The sequence below is a fragment of the Streptomyces sp. A1277 genome (assembly GCF_004795015.1).
GTDB lineage: Bacteria > Actinomycetota > Actinomycetes > Streptomycetales > Streptomycetaceae > Streptomyces.
Genome location: NZ_SSBI01000017.1, coordinates 91,364 through 108,142, shown reverse-complemented (window position 1 = coordinate 108,142; position 16,779 = coordinate 91,364). Strand labels below are relative to the sequence as shown.

Below are 16,779 nucleotides of genomic sequence, written 5' to 3'. Positions count from 1 at the left end.
GATGTCTCAGTTCTGTACGGGGGCGACCGGCATGGGCCGCAGCCGTTCGGCGCGGGCGGCCCGGGTCCCGTACAGCGTGATGGTGACGACACCGAGGACCGCGAACAGCCCCAGCGCGACCGTGCCGGCCCAGCCACCCGCGTGGAAGGCGACCGCGCCGAGCGTGCCGCCCGCGCTGGAGCCCAGGTAGTACGCCGACTGGTACAGCGCGGACGCCTGGGCGCGGCCCGTGGTCGCCGTACGGCTCACCGAGGACGAGGCGACCGCGTGCCCGGCGAAGAAGCCCGCCGTGATCAGGACCAGGCCGAGGAGCACGGCGGCCAGCTGGTCGGCCAGCGAGAGCAGCAGACCGGCGGCCGTGGTCGAGACGGCGAGGTACAGCGCACCCCGGCGCCCGAGCCGGGCGACGAGCCGCCCGGCCGCGGCGGAGGAGACCGTACCGACCAGATAGACCAGGAAGATCGAGCCGACGATCCCCTGCGGAAGGTTGAACGGCGCCTCCACCAGCCGGTAACCGATCACCGTGTAAACGGCGCCGAACACCGTCATGAACAGCGCGCCGATCGCGTACAGCCGCCGCAGCAGCGGATTGGCGAGGTGCGTGCCGACGGTCCTCGCCAGGGCCTTCGGGTTCAGCGTCCCGGGGGTGAAGTGGCGGGCGCGCGGGATCATGAAGTGGAAGACGACCGCGCAGACCACGGCCAGCAGCCCGACCGCGCCGAGCGCCGCGCGCCAGCCCCACAGCTGGGCGATCCAGCCGGTGAGGATGCGGCCGCTCATCCCGCCGATGCTGTTGCCGGCCACGAACAACCCGATCGCGGCGACGAGCGCCCTCGGCCGCACCTCCTCCGCCAAGTACGCCATCGCGGAGGCGGGCAGTCCGGCGAGCGCGGCGCCCTGGACGGCGCGCAGCGCGATCAGCCAGCCCAGGGACGGCGCGAACGGCACGAACAGCCCGACCGCCACCGCGACCACCAGCGAGGCGGTCATCATCTGCCGCCGCCCGAACCGCTCGGACAGCGCGCTCATCGGCAGCACGCACAGCGCCAGCGCGCCCGTCGCGGCGGAGACCGTCCAGCTCGCCTGCCCGGCCGTGGCGCCGAAGGAGGCGGAGACGGCGGGCAGCAGCGCCTGCGTGGAGTAGAGGAGCGCGAACGTCGCGACACCGGCGGCGAAGAGGGCGAAGCTCATCCGGCGGTAGCCGGGGCGCCCGGGTTCGAGCCGGCCCGCGGTGGCGGCCTCGGCGGCGACGGTGGTGGTGACGGGGGACGACGGGGTCGAGGCGGCCACGGCGAGCGTGGACGCCCCGGTACTGGCAGGAGGCATGCGACGAACGTAGGCCGGACGTCATTCATGCGTCCAATGCACAAACAGCGAATAATCAATCCCATGGCGCATCAACGCAGCTCACAGCCCCGGCTGTCACCGAGCAGTTACGAAGAAGACATCCGCGCGGTCCTCGCGCCCCGCCTCGCCTACTTCGCGGCGGTCGCCCGCCACGAGCACGTCACCCGCGCCGCGCAGGAACTGGGCGTCCCGCAGTCCACGCTCTCGCGGGCGATGGTGAGGCTGGAGGACGACCTGGGCGTCGCCCTGTTCGCCCGCAAGGGCCGCACGGTCTCCCTCACCCCGGCCGGCCGCACCTTCCTCGGCTCCGCCGAGCGCGCCCTCGCCGAGGTGGAGAAGGCCGCCGACTCGGTACGCGCCGACGCCGACCCCACCGCGGGCAAGGTCGCCTTCGGCTTCCTCCACACGATGGGCTCGGAAACCGTCCCCGCCCTCATCCGCGCCTTCCGCGCCGACCACCCCCGGGTCCGCTTCCAACTGGTCCAGAACTACGGCGAGGCCATGATCGAACGCCTCCGCGCCGGCGGCCTCGACCTCTGCCTCACCTCCCCGGTCCCGGACGCCCCCGACCTCGTCGCCCGCCGCCTGGACGAACAACGCCTCCGCCTGGTCGTCCCCGACGACCACCGCCTGGCCACCCGCCGCCGCATCCGCCTCGCCGAAGCCGCCGACGAAACCTTCGTCACCCTGGAACCCGGCTACGGCCTCCGCCGCATCACGGACGACCTCTGCACGGAGGCCGGCTTCGTCCCCCGAGTCGCCTTCGAGGGCGAGGAGGCGGAAACCCTGCGCGGCCTGGTCGCGGCGGGCCTGGGCGTGGCCCTGCTGCCCCCTCCGGCGGTGGCCCGGCCGGGGGTGGTCGAGCTGACGGTGACGGCGCCACGGGCGGTGCGCGAGATCGGGGTGGCTTGGCTGGACGGGCACCCGGATACGGCTCCGGTGGCGGCGTTCAAGCGTTTCTTGTTGTCGCGGCGGGGGAACCTGCTGCCGGAGTGAGGTTTTGTGTCCTTGCGGCGATTACCGCGCGGCGGGGACCCGAGGGCGTGGCTGAACGGTCAAAGGCATAGGCGTGACGTTCTCGCCCGGCCACGGGCCCGGGGCCGTGTCGGTGGTGAAGTCGTCGGACTGCTGAAGACAGGGGACTTCCCCGAGCCAGCACGCCCAGCAGTTGAGGTTCACCGCCTCTCCCGCGTCGTTGCTGGCGGGCCTCGTCCGGACGAAATGGATCAAGTCGGCTCCACGCACGCCCCTTTGATCAGCAGGTGGGTGCCCGCCGACCAAAAGCAGGCAGGCGGGCACCGGGTGGCTGATCAGCGCCGGAAAGGGTCAGCCCGGGACCGGCATTCCTCCGAGGGACGCAGTCCACCCACCGCGGGTGAAGTGACATACCCCGTCCGGCGTGATCTGGACCCGTGCACCGAGAAGGGGCAACGCTCCCTCGATCATGAGGCGATTACGGATGCGCTCCACCGCTGTCCAGAGTCGCCGAGGTCCACTCTGGTGCACTTCCGGAGGGTCGGCCCATTCGGCGGATGCGCGCGCCCAGGACCCGTCGGGGTGGACGAGGTAGGCGGTACGGGTCTGCTCCCTTTCCTCGTAGGCGAGTTCAACCCCGGGCGCAGTGACTTCCAGCATGGAACGGACCTCCCATGCGTTCGCCACGTCTACCACGGGATAACGGCCCACCCCGGTTTCGTCCCCGTCCGCCGTCCGCGCCAGGGAGAACAGATCGACGAGGGCGGGCGGGTAGTCGTCGCCGGACCGGGTCAGCATGAACCCAGCCATATCGCGTTCCACCCGACCGACCACGTCACCGTCGGCGTGCTTCCAGCCGGTGACGATCAGGCAGGTTCGCCCGAGCGTCATGGCGATGCGCCCGCCCGGTACCAGGGCGGCGAGCAGCGGCCGGAGCCCCGGACCGGCGGGCATGCCGACCGTGGACACGATCCGTTCGTACGTCCCCGGGACATGCTCGGTCGCATCTGCGGTGACGAATGCAGGGTGCAGCCCGAGCCGCGCCAGTCGTTGCCCCGCCGATTCGGTCAAGTAGCCGTCCACGTCCAGGCTGGTCACGTTCCGATCCCCGACACGGCCTGCCGCGTACGCGGTCAGGCAGCCACTACCGGTTCCCAGGTCCAGGACCGGCAGCCCATCACCCAATCGACCGTGCCGCAGCATTCGCACCAGCAGGCCGGGCATCGTGGCTGATGAAGTGGGCAGTCCTTCGGTCCGTTCCCCGGCTCGGGCGTGATCGGCGTGAAGCGTGCCGACCCTCGTGATCAACGACCGGTCCGAGTAGGCCGCCCGCATCCAGGCACCAGGATTACTGGCGCCGTCGCGCAGCACCCACCCAGTGCCGTCCGCTTCCCACCACCGAGGAACCAGTTCGTGGCGGGGCACACTCGCCACCATTGATAACCACCGGGAATCGGGGTCCGTCACCTGATCTGCAAGGCGTTCCGCAGGTCCGTGCCAATCCATGCTGGTCAGCCTCTCAGTACTTGGGTGCGCAGGCTGTCGTGTTGGCCGGGTCGCAATCGCCGCTGTCGTCCGGCGGGCAGGCATTCCGGGCAGGCAGTGGAATCCGTGCAGCGAGGTCTGCCCAGACCCTTCCGCCGAGCAGTTCAGCCAAACGGGTCTCGCGCACATTGCCCGCCGGGAAGTCCCGCGCCAGCACACACCCCGCGAGGTCCCCGTTCGGAAGGACGGCGGCGCGCCCACGCGTGCATCTCCCGCACATCTCGTCCAGCGTCGGTGACTGGCCCGGCAGTAGCGCCCGTCCGACCGCCCGCGCCCTGTCCACGTTGATCCTGGTCACGCCCATGGACCGCAGTTCGGCACGGGCTCCGGCGACATGTTGGCCCGGCAGGACTTCTACGATTCCGGCCCGGATCTGCACGCCCCGCTTCACCGCTTCACGGATGTTCGATCGAGTCCGGACATAGCTGCCGCGCTGCCCAGTGATCGTGTCGTGCTCGCTGGGATCGTCGCTGTAATAGCTGGTCCCGAGCGTTACTGAGGGATGCGTGAGCAGCTCCCACCACTGCTCATGGACCTTGTACAGGTTGCTGTACACCTCCACGTGGCGCCCGAGTGTGAGCGCGTACTCGGCGAGAGCCCTCCAGTGGGGGTGAACCGTCGGTTCTCCGCCGATGATCTGGATCGTGTGGATGCCCAGAGCGGCGGCATCGGTGATGACCATCCGCCAGTCTTCGACAGACATCGTCCCGTGCGTCACCTCCGGGCTGGACTCCGACAGGCAGTGCATACAGGACAGTTGGCATTTCCCGGTGATCTCCAGTTCAAGAGACTGGATGCTGCCAACCGCCTCATGGGTGGTTCGTTCAACTGCCGTGGTCACGCCGCGTTCCTCTCTGCCGAGTGGTGCACTGCATTCACTGACCCCGCCTGGCGACGCCAAGCGGGAAGCTTGAGGCAGTGGCCCCGCCGGCCGCACCGCGTTGCACGGCGGGCAGGGCCACTGAGCTGAACTCAACGACCAGCAGCCGGATTCAGCGCGGGCGTTCTTCACCGCGCCGCTGGTAGGCGACATGCTTAGCCAGCGCATCGAGCTGTCGGCAGTGGTACTGGGTGCCCGGTGAGAGCCGCCGCACTGGTACCTCCCACGGCGGTCCACCCGGCCGCACGACGACGGCATGGTCGCCTCTGGCCTGAATCACCATGCAGGGCATTTCCTTGACCCGGTCGAAAACGACTTGCCCAGGATTCAACTGCCGCCAGCCGGTGAAGACCTTTGGAGGGGCTGGTGCTTCGGACGGACGGTTACGGTGCTGCCGTGCGGTCGAGGCGGCGGGCGCCCTGATCCCTCGGATGCTCACCCCAGCCTCCCGAACTTTCGCCGTGCGTTCTCGTCCCGGACGCGAGCCCGAAGACCCGTGAATACCGGGCTATCAGTTGTCACCTGACGATCCGCCGCGCGCCCTTCGGCGTCCTGGCTGGGCTGGTCGGGGCACCCGGCCGAGCCGCACTGGCACGGAGGGTAGGCAAGCGGTGATTGGCCGGTCGCGAGATCCGGCCCCTCCCACTCTTCGGAGTCCATCACCGCACCGCCATCCCGTGGATGACGCGAGGGCCCACGTCGACGCCATGTAGCGCCAGCCAGAGCGCCCGCCGCCGTTCTCGCCGCATCCTGTTCTCTGCGCGCTCCCAACGGCCGTACGCGGCTTGGGAGTACGGGCCACCCGGCGAGCGCGGGGTCATGTTGACCGGCATGGCGGACCGGTGCACCAGGAGGCGGCGAGGGTGAGCTGTCACGGTCAGCGAGTCAGGCCGAGGGGCCACCCCTTGAACCGATGGCTGCCGCCGCCGTAACCCCAGGAACAGAAACACCGGTCCAAAAAATCGAACGATATGGTTGTGCACGTCGACGCTCCTTCAAAGCGTTGGCCACGCCCCGGGACGGGTACCACCGTCGCCGGGGTTTTCCATGCAGGCGTGTCCGCCCGCAGCTATCCAGCGTCACCAAACGGCGACTGTGGGTAGCTGCGCGACCAGCATGCATCCGCATGGCAGTAGAACGCAAGGGTTGCGAAGTGTGGGATGGCGTTTTCGCGTTGACTTGAGGGGAGGGGCGGTCAGAGATGAGACTCGCGGGTATCACCGAGGCAGGGAGGCGCACAGCGTGTCAGGCAAGCGGCAGAATCCACCCACGGTCAGACTGCGGCGACTGGCTGCCGAGCTTCGACTTCTCCGCTCTGCGGCTCAACTGACACGCGAGGAGGTCACCGAGCGGACAGGCGTCAACGGCGTCACCCTGTACCGGATCGAAAAGGCGCGCGCCCGGCCTCAGAAGCGGACGTTGCTGGCGCTCATGGATCTATATGGAGCGAGCGCGACACAGCGAGCGGACTTGCTCGCCGTGCAGAGCGGCTCTCACGACCAGGGGTGGCTACGGCCGTATCACTCGGAGTTGCCCGAGGAATACACTGCCTACATCGGCTTCGAGGCCGAGGCTCGAAGCGTACGGAACTATGAATCGCTGTTCGTTCCGGGGCTGGCGCAGACCGAACGCTACGCACGGGCTGTGATCAAGGGCGTGTTGCCCACTGCCAGCCAAAGGGAAGTGGAGCAGCGCGTACGAGCGCGCATCGAGCGACAGGCAGTGCTCACCAAGCCGAACCCCCTCCAGCTCTGGGCGATCATGGACGAGGCGGCTGTGCGCCGGATGGTCGGCGGGCGCGAAGTGATGGTCGAGCAAGCACGACACCTTGCCCAACTCGCAGAAGAACCCCACGTGACATTGCAGCTGATCCCGTTCGACAAGGGGGCGCACGCCGGCATGACCGGGAGTTTCGTCCACATGGACTTCCCGGACGCGCAAGATCCGGAGCTGGTCTACGTGGATACGCCGGCGGGGGACTTGTTCTTGGAGTCCGAGACGGAGATCCGGCGGTACAAATCGATGTTTGAGCACCTGCAAGCCGTGGCGCTGGACATGGACGACAGTGTCAAGCTGCTGGATAGTGTTGCTGGTCAGCGTGACTGAGAGAGGTGTTTGGGAGTGCAGTACGAGGCCACCGAGTTGGTATGGCGGGCGAGCAGCTACAGCAGCGGTAACGGTCAGTGCGTCGAGGTCGCTGATGTTGCGGGCGCCGTTCCCGTGCGGGACAGCAAATCCGCAAGCGGCCCGGTCCTGATCTTCGGCGCCGACACATGGGCCGCTTTCGTGACCGGGGTACGCGAAGGTGGCCCCGGGGCTGCTGCCTGACTTCGGACGTGCCCCCGCGAGTCGGCACAGGCGTGCCCGCCGGCCGAAATCAGGCAGGCGGGCACGTCGAGGCATGGTCCGCAGCGGTGGCCTCACCCCGGACGAGGTCCACGGCCAGAAGAGCGTCTTACGGTGTACCGCGAGGCACGCAGGGCCCGGGTCGCGCACATCCCACCCCGACTGATCCCACACCCTCCAGAAGACGCAGAACGCCCCGGCCCACTGACCACCTGGCCCATGCCCTGGGGTCGGCAGTGGCCAGGGCTGGATCAGACCCGCAAGGGGCCGTAGGCCGTGGTGCATTGGCCGTGCGGAACGGGCCGTCGAGCGGCGGGACAGCCGACGCGGGCCGTGAGCTCGGCGTCGGCGGAGCTGGGACCATCTCCCCGCGCGGGGGGAGCAGACAGTGACGGCGGGAGTGTCTCCGCCGGTCGACCATCCCGGCGCGTGCGGGGAGCAGCCGGCCTTCGCCGAACAACCGCTTCATCTGCCGGGACCATCCCCGCGCGTGCGGGGAGCAGCTTTGGCAGGAGCCGCGCCCCTTGAAGCCCTCGGGACCATCCCCGCGCGTGCGGGGAGCAGGGCGCCTGGTGCGCCATGACGACGTGGTACGTGGGACCATCCCCGCGCGTGCGGGGAGCAGATGCGCCGGCGCCCGGCCCGAAGCCGCCGCGCGGGACCATCCCCGCGCGTGCGGGGAGCAGTCCACGAGGTGACGGACGGAACGCTCGATGGTGGGACCATCCCCGCGCGTGCGGGGAGCAGCGGTGTTGGTGGTGCCGGTGGGGGCGGGTGCCGGGACCATCCCCGCGCGTGCGGGGAGCAGCCATCTTTTTTTGGCCTGACGGAGGGCGGCAGGGGACCATCCCCGCGCGTGCGGGGAGCAGTTTGAGCGGAACCGGCCCGGCACGCCGTTGGGGGGACCATCCCCGCGCGTGCGGGGAGCAGAGATCCCCGGCTCACAGATCAGCGGCCCCGTGGGGGACCATCCCCGCGCGTGCGGGGAGCAGGACCACGCACCGGCCGTGAGCATGCGCTCCAGGGGACCATCCCCGCGCGTGCGGGGAGCAGCAGACGGCCGAAGTCGGCAACCGGGGCAACGGGGGACCATCCCCGCGCGTGCGGGGAGCAGGAGGGTGGGTTCCATGGCTCCTACTCGTGTCGGGGACCATCCCCGCGCGTGCGGGGAGCAGATTGCGCGACGTACGACCGCGTCGGCCGTGGTGGGACCATCCCCGCGCGTGCGGGGAGCAGCAGACGGCCGAAGTCGGCAACCGGGGCAACGGGGGACCATCCCCGCGCGTGCGGGGAGCAGTCCACCTCAGCGGTGCCGGTACCCCCGGAGTTGGGACCATCCCCGCGCGTGCGGGGAGCAGGTCTTGGGCGGGGCGGCCTTCGTCGTCCAGTCGGGACCATCCCCGCGCGTGCGGGGAGCAGGGCGAAGGGACGGCTGCCGCTCCTCTGGCCGCGGGACCATCCCCGCGCGTGCGGGGAGCAGCGATTCCCTGGGGTGCACCCGGTACCCCAGGGGGGACCATCCCCGCGCGTGCGGGGAGCAGCGAGCACGGCTCCGAGGTTCTGCCGCAAGTGCGGGACCATCCCCGCGCGTGCGGGGAGCAGCTTTTTTAGCTGGCTTCCCAGCGTCGCACGATGGGACCATCCCCGCGCGTGCGGGGAGCAGCCGCTTCCCGCGTCTCGTGGTTCCGCTGGACGGGGACCATCCCCGCGCGTGCGGGGAGCAGCGCCCACGGAGTGTGGGCCACGGCCGCGTGGCTGGGACCATCCCCGCGCGTGCGGGGAGCAGGGCTCGAACTGGCCCCTCGGCGGCTGGCCCGGGGGACCATCCCCGCGCGTGCGGGGAGCAGGCCGGGGTGAACTCGCAGATGATGCGCGCGGAGGGACCATCCCCGCGCGTGCGGGGAGCAGGGGAATCCGGCCGGGGCGGCTGGCCGCAGCCCGGGACCATCCCCGCGCGTGCGGGGAGCAGTCCGACAGAGGCGACTGCCAGACCCCGCTCCCGGGACCATCCCCGCGCGTGCGGGGAGCAGCAGGAGATCGCCCCGCCCGCCGAGACCTGGTCGGGACCATCCCCGCGCGTGCGGGGAGCAGTGGGGCGATCACCTCGTGGGTGTCGTCGTCCCGGGACCATCCCCGCGCGTGCGGGGAGCAGGTCTCTGGCTCACGCGATCCCTTCTTTGGAGGGGGACCATCCCCGCGCGTGCGGGGAGCAGACCCGCGTCGGCTCGTACATCAGGCACCTCCTGGGACCATCCCCGCGCGTGCGGGGAGCAGATGGCGCCGATGTTGATGCGGTGGGTGAGGGAGGGACCATCCCCGCGCGTGCGGGGAGCAGGCGCGGCCTCGGATGTGGTCGGGGTCGTGCGGGGGACCATCCCCGCGCGTGCGGGGAGCAGAGTGCCGCCCTCAAGTACATGCTCTTCCAGGTGGGACCATCCCCGCGCGTGCGGGGAGCAGCCAGCCGCGCCCCCGTCACGAAGACGGCCACCGGGACCATCCCCGCGCGTGCGGGGAGCAGTTCTTCGGGGAGGCCGCCCCGGCCTGGCACCGGGGACCATCCCCGCGCGTGCGGGGAGCAGCTGCTGCTGACCAACCTCGGCACCGCAGCCGTGGGACCATCCCCGCGCGTGCGGGGAGCAGTACGGCCACGTCCGGGTGCGCTCGGCCACGACGGGACCATCCCCGCGCGTGCGGGGAGCAGAGCACAACGGGATGCGGCCACCAACTCACTGAGGGACCATCCCCGCGCGTGCGGGGAGCAGGCGGATCTTCACCGGGGCGTCTGGTTGCGGGTGGGACCATCCCCGCGCGTGCGGGGAGCAGTGGCACTACCGGCTGATTGCCTGGGCTCTCGCGGGACCATCCCCGCGCGTGCGGGGAGCAGTACAGGTCGTAGCCGTTGATCGGGCCGATGACGGGACCATCCCCGCGCGTGCGGGGAGCAGCGCCCCGGGGCTGTCGGGCCGGTTCATGATCAGGGACCATCCCCGCGCGTGCGGGGAGCAGGCGGCCCCGATCCAGTCGTCCCGGTTCCAGGCGGGACCATCCCCGCGCGTGCGGGGAGCAGACCGCCGTGCCCGGACGTCCGGCCCGGCGCCCGGGACCATCCCCGCGCGTGCGGGGAGCAGCTTGGGCGGCGCCGAATGCCTGACTGGGGCCGGGGACCATCCCCGCGCGTGCGGGGAGCAGACGAGACCGTACGCGGTGGTGATCTTGTTGCGGGGACCATCCCCGCGCGTGCGGGGAGCAGCCGTCGCCGCCGTCGCCGCTGACGGTCCAGAGGGGACCATCCCCGCGCGTGCGGGGAGCAGCGGACGAGCTGCCCGACCTGCGCGGTCACGGAGGGACCATCCCCGCGCGTGCGGGGAGCAGTCAGGCGGGAGTTTCCGCCGACCGGAGCCGCTGGGACCATCCCCGCGCGTGCGGGGAGCAGCTGGCTGCCGTCGAGCGTGATCAAGCCGTTGAGGGACCATCCCCGCGCGTGCGGGGAGCAGGTGATGTTCCCGTGGCCGGTGTAGATCCCGTAGGGACCATCCCCGCGCGTGCGGGGAGCAGCGAGCGCTTCGTACGGTGCGCGGTCCAGCGGGAGGACCATCCCCGCGCGTGCGGGGAGCAGCCCCACCTTGGTCTTCGCCAGGGCGACGAGCTGGGACCATCCCCGCGCGTGCGGGGAGCAGTCTTCCTCCCACTGCACGCCGATCGGCCACGCGGGACCATCCCCGCGCGTGCGGGGAGCAGAGCCCGAGGGCGTCCTTCGCATTCAGCCCGAAGGGACCATCCCCGCGCGTGCGGGGAGCAGAATTGTGTAAGGCCGGAGCAATCGAACCCGCCGGGACCATCCCCGCGCGTGCGGGGAGCAGACTGCGCGACCTGCGACTTTAGTCGGCGCGGCCGGGGTTTCTGACCACTTTCGCGCAATCCGACATAACGACCTCAAGGTGCTCATTGATGGGCTAAGTAGCGCAAGCCGAAGGGGCATTGTATAGGCGACCCGCCTTCCTCGTGGCTCATCCTCTCCAACTCCCCCAGCATTCGCACGAGTTTCATCGTATGACCATCCTGCCCCGCCCTCCCCCTGTATGCATCTCCCATGACCACCGCAAGGCAAGGCGCCGCCCGCTCCGGGCTCCATGCCAGACTCACCGGTCCCGCACGCTCCGGGCTCAACGCCAAACTCACCGGTCCCGCCCGCACCGTGTGGGCCAAGCATGACCGGGACTCCGACGGCTGGCTGCCGTTGTGGCGGCACATGGAGGACAGCGCCGCGATCGCCGGGCTGCTGTGGGACACGTGGTTGCCCGCCAACGTCAAGGCACTCATCGGCTCGGCGCTCCCGGACGGCCAACACGACGGGCGGCGGCTCGCCCTCTGGCTGGCCGGGGTGCACGACATCGGGAAAGCGACGCCCGCCTTCGCCTGCCAGGTCGATCAGCTCGCCGATCGCATGCGTGACGCCGGGCTGGAGATGCGCTCCGCCAAGGCCCTCGGCCCGGACCGCAGGATCGCCCCGCACGGGCTGGCCGGCCAGGCGCTGTTGGGGGAGTGGCTGCGTGAGCGGCACGGCTGGACGGTGAAGCAGGCCGGGCAGTTCACCGTCGTCGTCGGCGGGCACCACGGCGTGCCGCCGGAACCAGGGCAGATCGCCGCCCTGCACAAGCACGGGCACCTGCTGCGCAGCCCCGGGCCGAGCCGGGACGTCTGGCTGCGGGTGCAGGGCGAACTGCTCGACGCGTGTGCGGAGGAGTACCGCGTACAGGACCGGCTGGACGCCTGGCGGGAGGTGCAGTTGCCGCAGACCGCGCAGGTGCTGCTCACTTCGCTCGTGATCGTCGCCGACTGGATCGCCAGCAACGCCGACCTCTTCCCGTACTTTCCGCAGGACGCCGCCCGCAGCGGTGAGGAGCGCGTGGCCGCCGCCTGGCGCGGGCTCGATCTCCCCGCCCCCTGGTCCCCGGACGAGCCCGTTGAGGACGCCCAGGAGCTCATCGCATCCCGCTTCGGTCTTCCGGAGGGCGCGAAGGCCCGGCCGGTGCAGGAGGCCGCCGTCGAACTGGCCCGTTCCATGGGCGAACCAGGGCTGATGGTGATCGAGGCGCCCATGGGCGAGGGCAAGACCGAGGCCGCGCTCGCCGTCGCCGAGATCTTCGCCGCCCGCTCCGGGGCAGGCGGCGCCTTCTTCGCTCTTCCCACCATGGCCACCGGTAACGCCATGTTTCCCCGTCTACTGGAATGGATCGCACGGCTGCCGTCCGCCCGGGGCGCTCAGCACTCCGTACTCCTCGCCCACTCCAAGGCCGCACTGAACGAGGACTTCGCCGAGCTGATGCGCGGCAGCGGTCAACGGATCGTCGCCGTCGACCTCGACGCTCCGCAGGCGCCGCGCCGGCGTCCCCGTGACACGAAACCCGCGGCTCTCACCGAACTCGTCGCGCACGCCTGGCTGCGGGGACGCAAGAAGGCCATGCTTTCGTCCTTCGTCGCCGGGACCATCGACCAGCTCCTCTTCGCCGGCCTCAAGAGCCGTCATCTGGCGATGCGTCACCTGGCGGTGGTGGGGAAGGTCGTCGTCATCGACGAGGCGCACGCCTACGACACGTACATGAGTGTGTACCTCGATCGCGTGCTGGCCTGGCTCGGCGCGTACCGGGTGCCTGTCGTGATCCTGTCCGCGACCCTTCCCGCCCGCAGACGGCGCGAACTCGTCGAGGCGTACTCCGGCGCGGAGACCCAAGGAACCGACGTCCAGCCGGCGTTCGAGGAGGTCGCCGAGGCCACCGCCTATCCGTTGCTGACTGCCGTGGTTCACGGCCGTCCGCCGGTCATGCGGGGCCCCGACGCCTCCGGTCGCGGCACGGACGTCGTACTCGAACGGGTCGAGGACGACGTCGACGTCCTCGTCGGACGGCTCGCCCATGAGCTGGAGGGGGGTGGCTGCGCGCTCGTCGTACGCAACACGGTCAAGCGGGTTCTGGAGACCGCGAAGGCGCTCAGGAGAAGGTTCGGCGACGAGCACGTGACGGTCGCGCACTCGTGCTTCATCGACGTCGACCGGGCGGCAAAGGACGCGGACCTTCTCAAACGCTTCGGTCCTCCGGGCAAGGCGGACGGCCGTCCGGCCGGACCGCACATCGTCGTGGCCAGCCAAGTGGCGGAGCAGTCCCTCGATGTCGACTTCGACCTGCTCGTCACCGACCTCTGCCCGGTCGACCTCCTGCTCCAGCGCATGGGCCGCCTGCACAGGCACCAGCGCGGCGTGGGCCAGCAGGACCGCCCCGAGCGGCTGCGCCGCGCGCGCTGCCTGGTCACCGGCGCCGACTGGGATGCCGACGTGCCCGTACCCGTACGGGGGTCGGTTGCCGTGTACGGGACGTACGCGCTCCTGCGGTCGGCCGCCGCCCTCCTGCCGCACTTCGAGCAGGGGGAGGCACGTCCCGTACGGCTGCCCGACGACATCAGCCCTCTCGTCCAAGCCGCGTACGCGGACGGCGCCGCCGGGCCCGCCGGCTGGGTGGACGCGATGGCCGAGGCTCGTGAACGGTACGAACAACACCGCGCAGACCAGGCCGAGCGTGCGGCCGTGTTCCGGCTCGGGAAAGTGGGCAAGGCGGGCAGGCCGCTGTTCGGGTGGGTCGCGGCGGGGGTGGGCGACGCGGACGACAGCCGGGCCGGGCGCGCCCAGGTCCGCGACAGCAGGGAGAGTTTGGAGGTCGTCGTGGTCCAGCGGCGGGATGACGGGACGCTGGCGACGGTTCCGTGGCTCGCTCCCGACCGGCGCGGCAATCCGCTCGGAGGGCTGGACCTGCCCCTGGACCAGGTGCCGACCCGGCAGGCGGCGCGTGCGGCGGCGAGTTGCGGGTTGAGGCTGCCGATCCAGTTCTCGTACGCCGACGTCATGGAGCGGGCCATCGCCGAGTTGGAGGAACTGTACGTACCCGCTTGGCAGGTGAAGGAGAGCCAGTGGCTCTCCGGCCAGCTGGTTCTCGCGCTCGACGAGGATTGTCAGACCCACCTGGCAGGCTTTTCCCTGAGCTACAGCGAGAGCGACGGCCTTGAGGTGACCCATGTCTGAAACAGATGAAAATACGGCCCCCGCGCTGTCGTTCGACCTCACTGCGGATCCTTGGATTCCGGTTTTGCGTCAGGACGGCGAACACGTTGAGCTCTCGCTGCGGCAGGTCTTCGACCAGGCGCATGGGCTGCGCCGGATCGTCGGGGACCTGCCCACCCAGGAATTCGCCCTGCTGCGGCTCCTGCTCGCCGTCGCGCACGACGCACTCGACGGACCACGGGACGTCGAACACTGGGCGGAACTGTGGGCCGACGACGACTGCTTCGCGCCGGTCGGGGCCTACCTCGGTGAGCATCGTGACCGCTTCGACCTCTTCCACGACCGTACGCCGTTCTTCCAGGTGGCCGGACTGCACACGGCGAAGGGCGAGGTCTCGTCCCTGAACCGGATCGTTGCCGACGTGCCCAACGGGGCGCCCTTCTTCAGCTCCCGTATGCCGGCTGTCGACCGGCTGACGTATGCGGAAGCCGCCCGTTGGGTCGTGCACGCGCACGCGTACGACACGTCGGGCATCAAGACCGGTGTCGTGGGCGACGGCCGGGTCAAGGGCGGCCGGGTCTACCCGCTCGGGGTCGGCTGGGCGGGCAATCTGGGAGGCGTTTTCGCCGAAGGGCGCACGCTGCGCGAAACCCTCCTGCTCAACATGGTGGCGCCCGCGGACACCGTCGGCCTCAGCGACTGGGACGCCGGTGACGACCTCCCCGCCTGGCGACGCGATGCATGCGGGCCGGGCGCGGAGCCCGTACGCCGTCCCACCGGCGTCCGCGACCTCTACACCTGGCAGACCCGGCGCCTCCTCCTGCACGCGGACGGCGACGGCGTACACGGCGTGGTGCTCGGCTACGGTGACCCGCTCACCGCCCGCAACAAGCACGGCTGCGAGCCGATGACCGCGTGGCGGCGCAGCAAGACGCAGGAGAAGAAGCACGGCGAGCCGACCGCCTACATGCCCCGCGAGCACGATCCGGCCCGCGCGGCGTGGCGAGGGCTCGCTTCCCTGATTGCCGACCGGGGCGCGCCGGACCAGGGTGCGGAGGCCGCGCCCTACCTGTCGCCCAGGCTCTTCGGGTGGATCTCCCAACTGGTGACGAGCGGCGCGCTGGCCGAGGGCTTCCTGGTCAGGGCGCGGATCGTCGGCGCCCAATACGGGACGCAGCAGTCGGTGATCGACGAGGTCGTCGACGACCACGTGTCCATGGCGGTGGTCCTGCTCCATGAGCGCAAGAGCGAGTATGCGGAGCAGGCGATCAGCGCCGTCACCGACGCCGAGGAGGCCGTCACCGCGCTCGGTGACCTCGCGACGAACCTCGCCCGTGCCGCCGGCACCGACAGCGAGGGGCCCAGGGCCACGGCGCGCGACTCGGGGTTCCACGTGCTGGGCACCCATTACCGGACCTGGCTCGCCGCTCTGGACGGCAGCGCGGACCCGTACGCGGCACGGGCCGAGTGGCAGCGGCAGGTACACCGGATCGTGGGCCGACTCGGGGACGGCCTCATCGACCGGGCCGGCGATGCCGCCTGGCAGGGCCGGGTCATCACAGTCAAGTCGCGTACGGAATGGCTGAACGCCGGCCTCGCCGGCAACTGGTTCCGCTACCGCCTCGACACCTGCCTGGGCCATCCCCGGGACTCCGACCAACCGACGGATACGGGCGGCGAATCAGAAGCCACCGCCGCCGAATCAGAAGCCACCGCCGCCGAGTCAGAAGCCACCGCCGGCGAATCAGAAGCCACCGCCGGCGAATCAGAAGCCACCGTGCCTGCCGCTGCCATGTCTGTCCCGCCCGCTGCCGCACCCGTCACTGAGGGGCACGTATGACGACGACGACCATCATTCCGCTTTCGCCTCGCAAGCGGGTTGAAGAGCTCGCCGGTGAACGCATCGCCGCGTACCAACGCGGATACCTGGCCGACGAGTCGAGCGCCGTCGCGGCTCTCGCCAGGCTGCGCCGAGGCGCCGGGCAGAAGCCGGAGCGGTTGCCCGACCTGTGGAACCTTGTCGACACCTCGCCCCTGCACGTTCCGCGCGAGGACGCTCGTGAGCTGAGCGAGCCCGAGCTCGAACACGCGGAGAACGCCCTCCACACCGCTCTCACCCTGTGGGCGCTGCATCAGCAGTCCCGCCGCGACGCGGGCATGCACCAACGGGGCGGCCGCGGGAAACCACGCGGGGTGGGTGCCGCCGTGCGCCGCATGATGAAGCGTGACGAGATCGACGAGCCGCTGCGCAAGCGGCTGGTCCGGGCCGGAACCGCGCCGGACCTGCCCACCCTCGCGCAGCGCTTGAGGGACATCGTTCTGCTGCTGCGCCGCGAGCAGTTCCCCCTCGACTACGCGCTGCTCGCCGGGCAGCTCTACGCGTGGCAGTGGCCGGACGGTCCCGACCATGTGCGCAGGGAATGGGGACGGTCGTTCCACGCCTGGCAGGGGGAAGAGCCGAGCGACGGCCACGGGCCGGGTGGCGACGAGCCGGCAGGCGACGAACAAGCCGCCGCCGGACTGTAGACACCCGGTAGACGCCCGCCGCTGCTCTTCCGAGCCATCCGCGGAACGGCACCGGCACCAACCCCCGCCTCCGAACAACCGATGTCCCGCCGACCCCGGCAGCATCCACACA

General features: G+C 70.7%; 9 protein-coding genes and 1 CRISPR repeat array. Of the genes, 6 read left to right on the top strand and 3 right to left on the bottom strand.

What is annotated here, in order from left to right; genetic code table 11:
- Nucleotides 1–6: 6 nt before the first annotated feature.
- Nucleotides 7–1,326 (bottom strand): MFS transporter, encoded by a 1,320-nt coding sequence (locus E6R18_RS14245; RefSeq protein ID WP_136317248.1) that lies wholly within the window; start codon nucleotides 1,324–1,326, stop codon nucleotides 7–9.
- 63 nt (nucleotides 1,327–1,389) lie between these two features.
- Between E6R18_RS14245 and E6R18_RS14240 the strand changes: the two genes are divergently transcribed.
- On the top strand, nucleotides 1,390–2,343 hold the full coding sequence (locus E6R18_RS14240; protein WP_136317247.1) for a LysR family transcriptional regulator: 954 nt from the start codon (nucleotides 1,390–1,392) through the stop codon (nucleotides 2,341–2,343).
- 330 nt (nucleotides 2,344–2,673) lie between these two features.
- Here E6R18_RS14240 and E6R18_RS14235 read toward each other — a convergent pair whose 3' ends face one another.
- Nucleotides 2,674–3,546, bottom strand: a complete 873-nt coding sequence (locus E6R18_RS14235; protein WP_346764985.1) for a methyltransferase domain-containing protein — start codon at nucleotides 3,544–3,546, stop codon at nucleotides 2,674–2,676.
- Nucleotides 3,547–3,841: 295 nt separating this feature from the next.
- Entirely contained in the window at nucleotides 3,842–4,708 is an 867-nt protein-coding gene (locus tag E6R18_RS14230; protein ID WP_240799722.1) for a radical SAM protein, read from the bottom strand.
- Between the two features lie 1,281 nt (nucleotides 4,709–5,989).
- On the opposite strand from E6R18_RS14230, the gene E6R18_RS14215 reads away from it, so the two are divergent.
- The 5 genes from E6R18_RS14215 (at nucleotide 5,990) to casB (ending at nucleotide 16,667) form a co-directional block, all read left to right on the top strand.
- Nucleotides 5,990–6,853 carry a helix-turn-helix transcriptional regulator gene (locus E6R18_RS14215; protein WP_206308281.1) on the top strand — a complete coding sequence of 288 codons (864 nt, stop codon included), beginning with the start codon at nucleotides 5,990–5,992 and terminating at the stop codon, nucleotides 6,851–6,853.
- A 15-nt stretch (nucleotides 6,854–6,868) separates the two neighbouring features.
- Complete coding sequence (locus E6R18_RS14210) at nucleotides 6,869–7,075, top strand: DUF397 domain-containing protein (RefSeq protein WP_240799721.1); 207 nt, start codon at nucleotides 6,869–6,871, stop codon at nucleotides 7,073–7,075.
- Nucleotides 7,076–7,449: 374 nt separating this feature from the next.
- Nucleotides 7,450–10,953: a CRISPR direct-repeat array (repeat unit 29 nt; unit sequence GGGACCATCCCCGCGCGTGCGGGGAGCAG).
- Between the two features lie 389 nt (nucleotides 10,954–11,342).
- Complete coding sequence (gene cas3, locus E6R18_RS14205) at nucleotides 11,343–14,162, top strand: CRISPR-associated helicase Cas3' (protein ID WP_240799728.1); 2,820 nt, start codon at nucleotides 11,343–11,345, stop codon at nucleotides 14,160–14,162.
- On the top strand, nucleotides 14,155–15,981 hold the full coding sequence (gene casA, locus E6R18_RS14200; protein WP_136317240.1) for a type I-E CRISPR-associated protein Cse1/CasA: 1,827 nt from the start codon (nucleotides 14,155–14,157) through the stop codon (nucleotides 15,979–15,981). The genes cas3 and casA overlap by 8 nt, the downstream gene beginning before the upstream one ends.
- On the top strand, nucleotides 15,978–16,667 hold the full coding sequence (gene casB / locus E6R18_RS14195; RefSeq protein WP_136317239.1) for a type I-E CRISPR-associated protein Cse2/CasB: 690 nt from the start codon (nucleotides 15,978–15,980) through the stop codon (nucleotides 16,665–16,667). The genes casA and casB overlap by 4 nt, the downstream gene beginning before the upstream one ends.
- The last annotated feature ends 112 nt before the right edge of the window (nucleotides 16,668–16,779 follow it).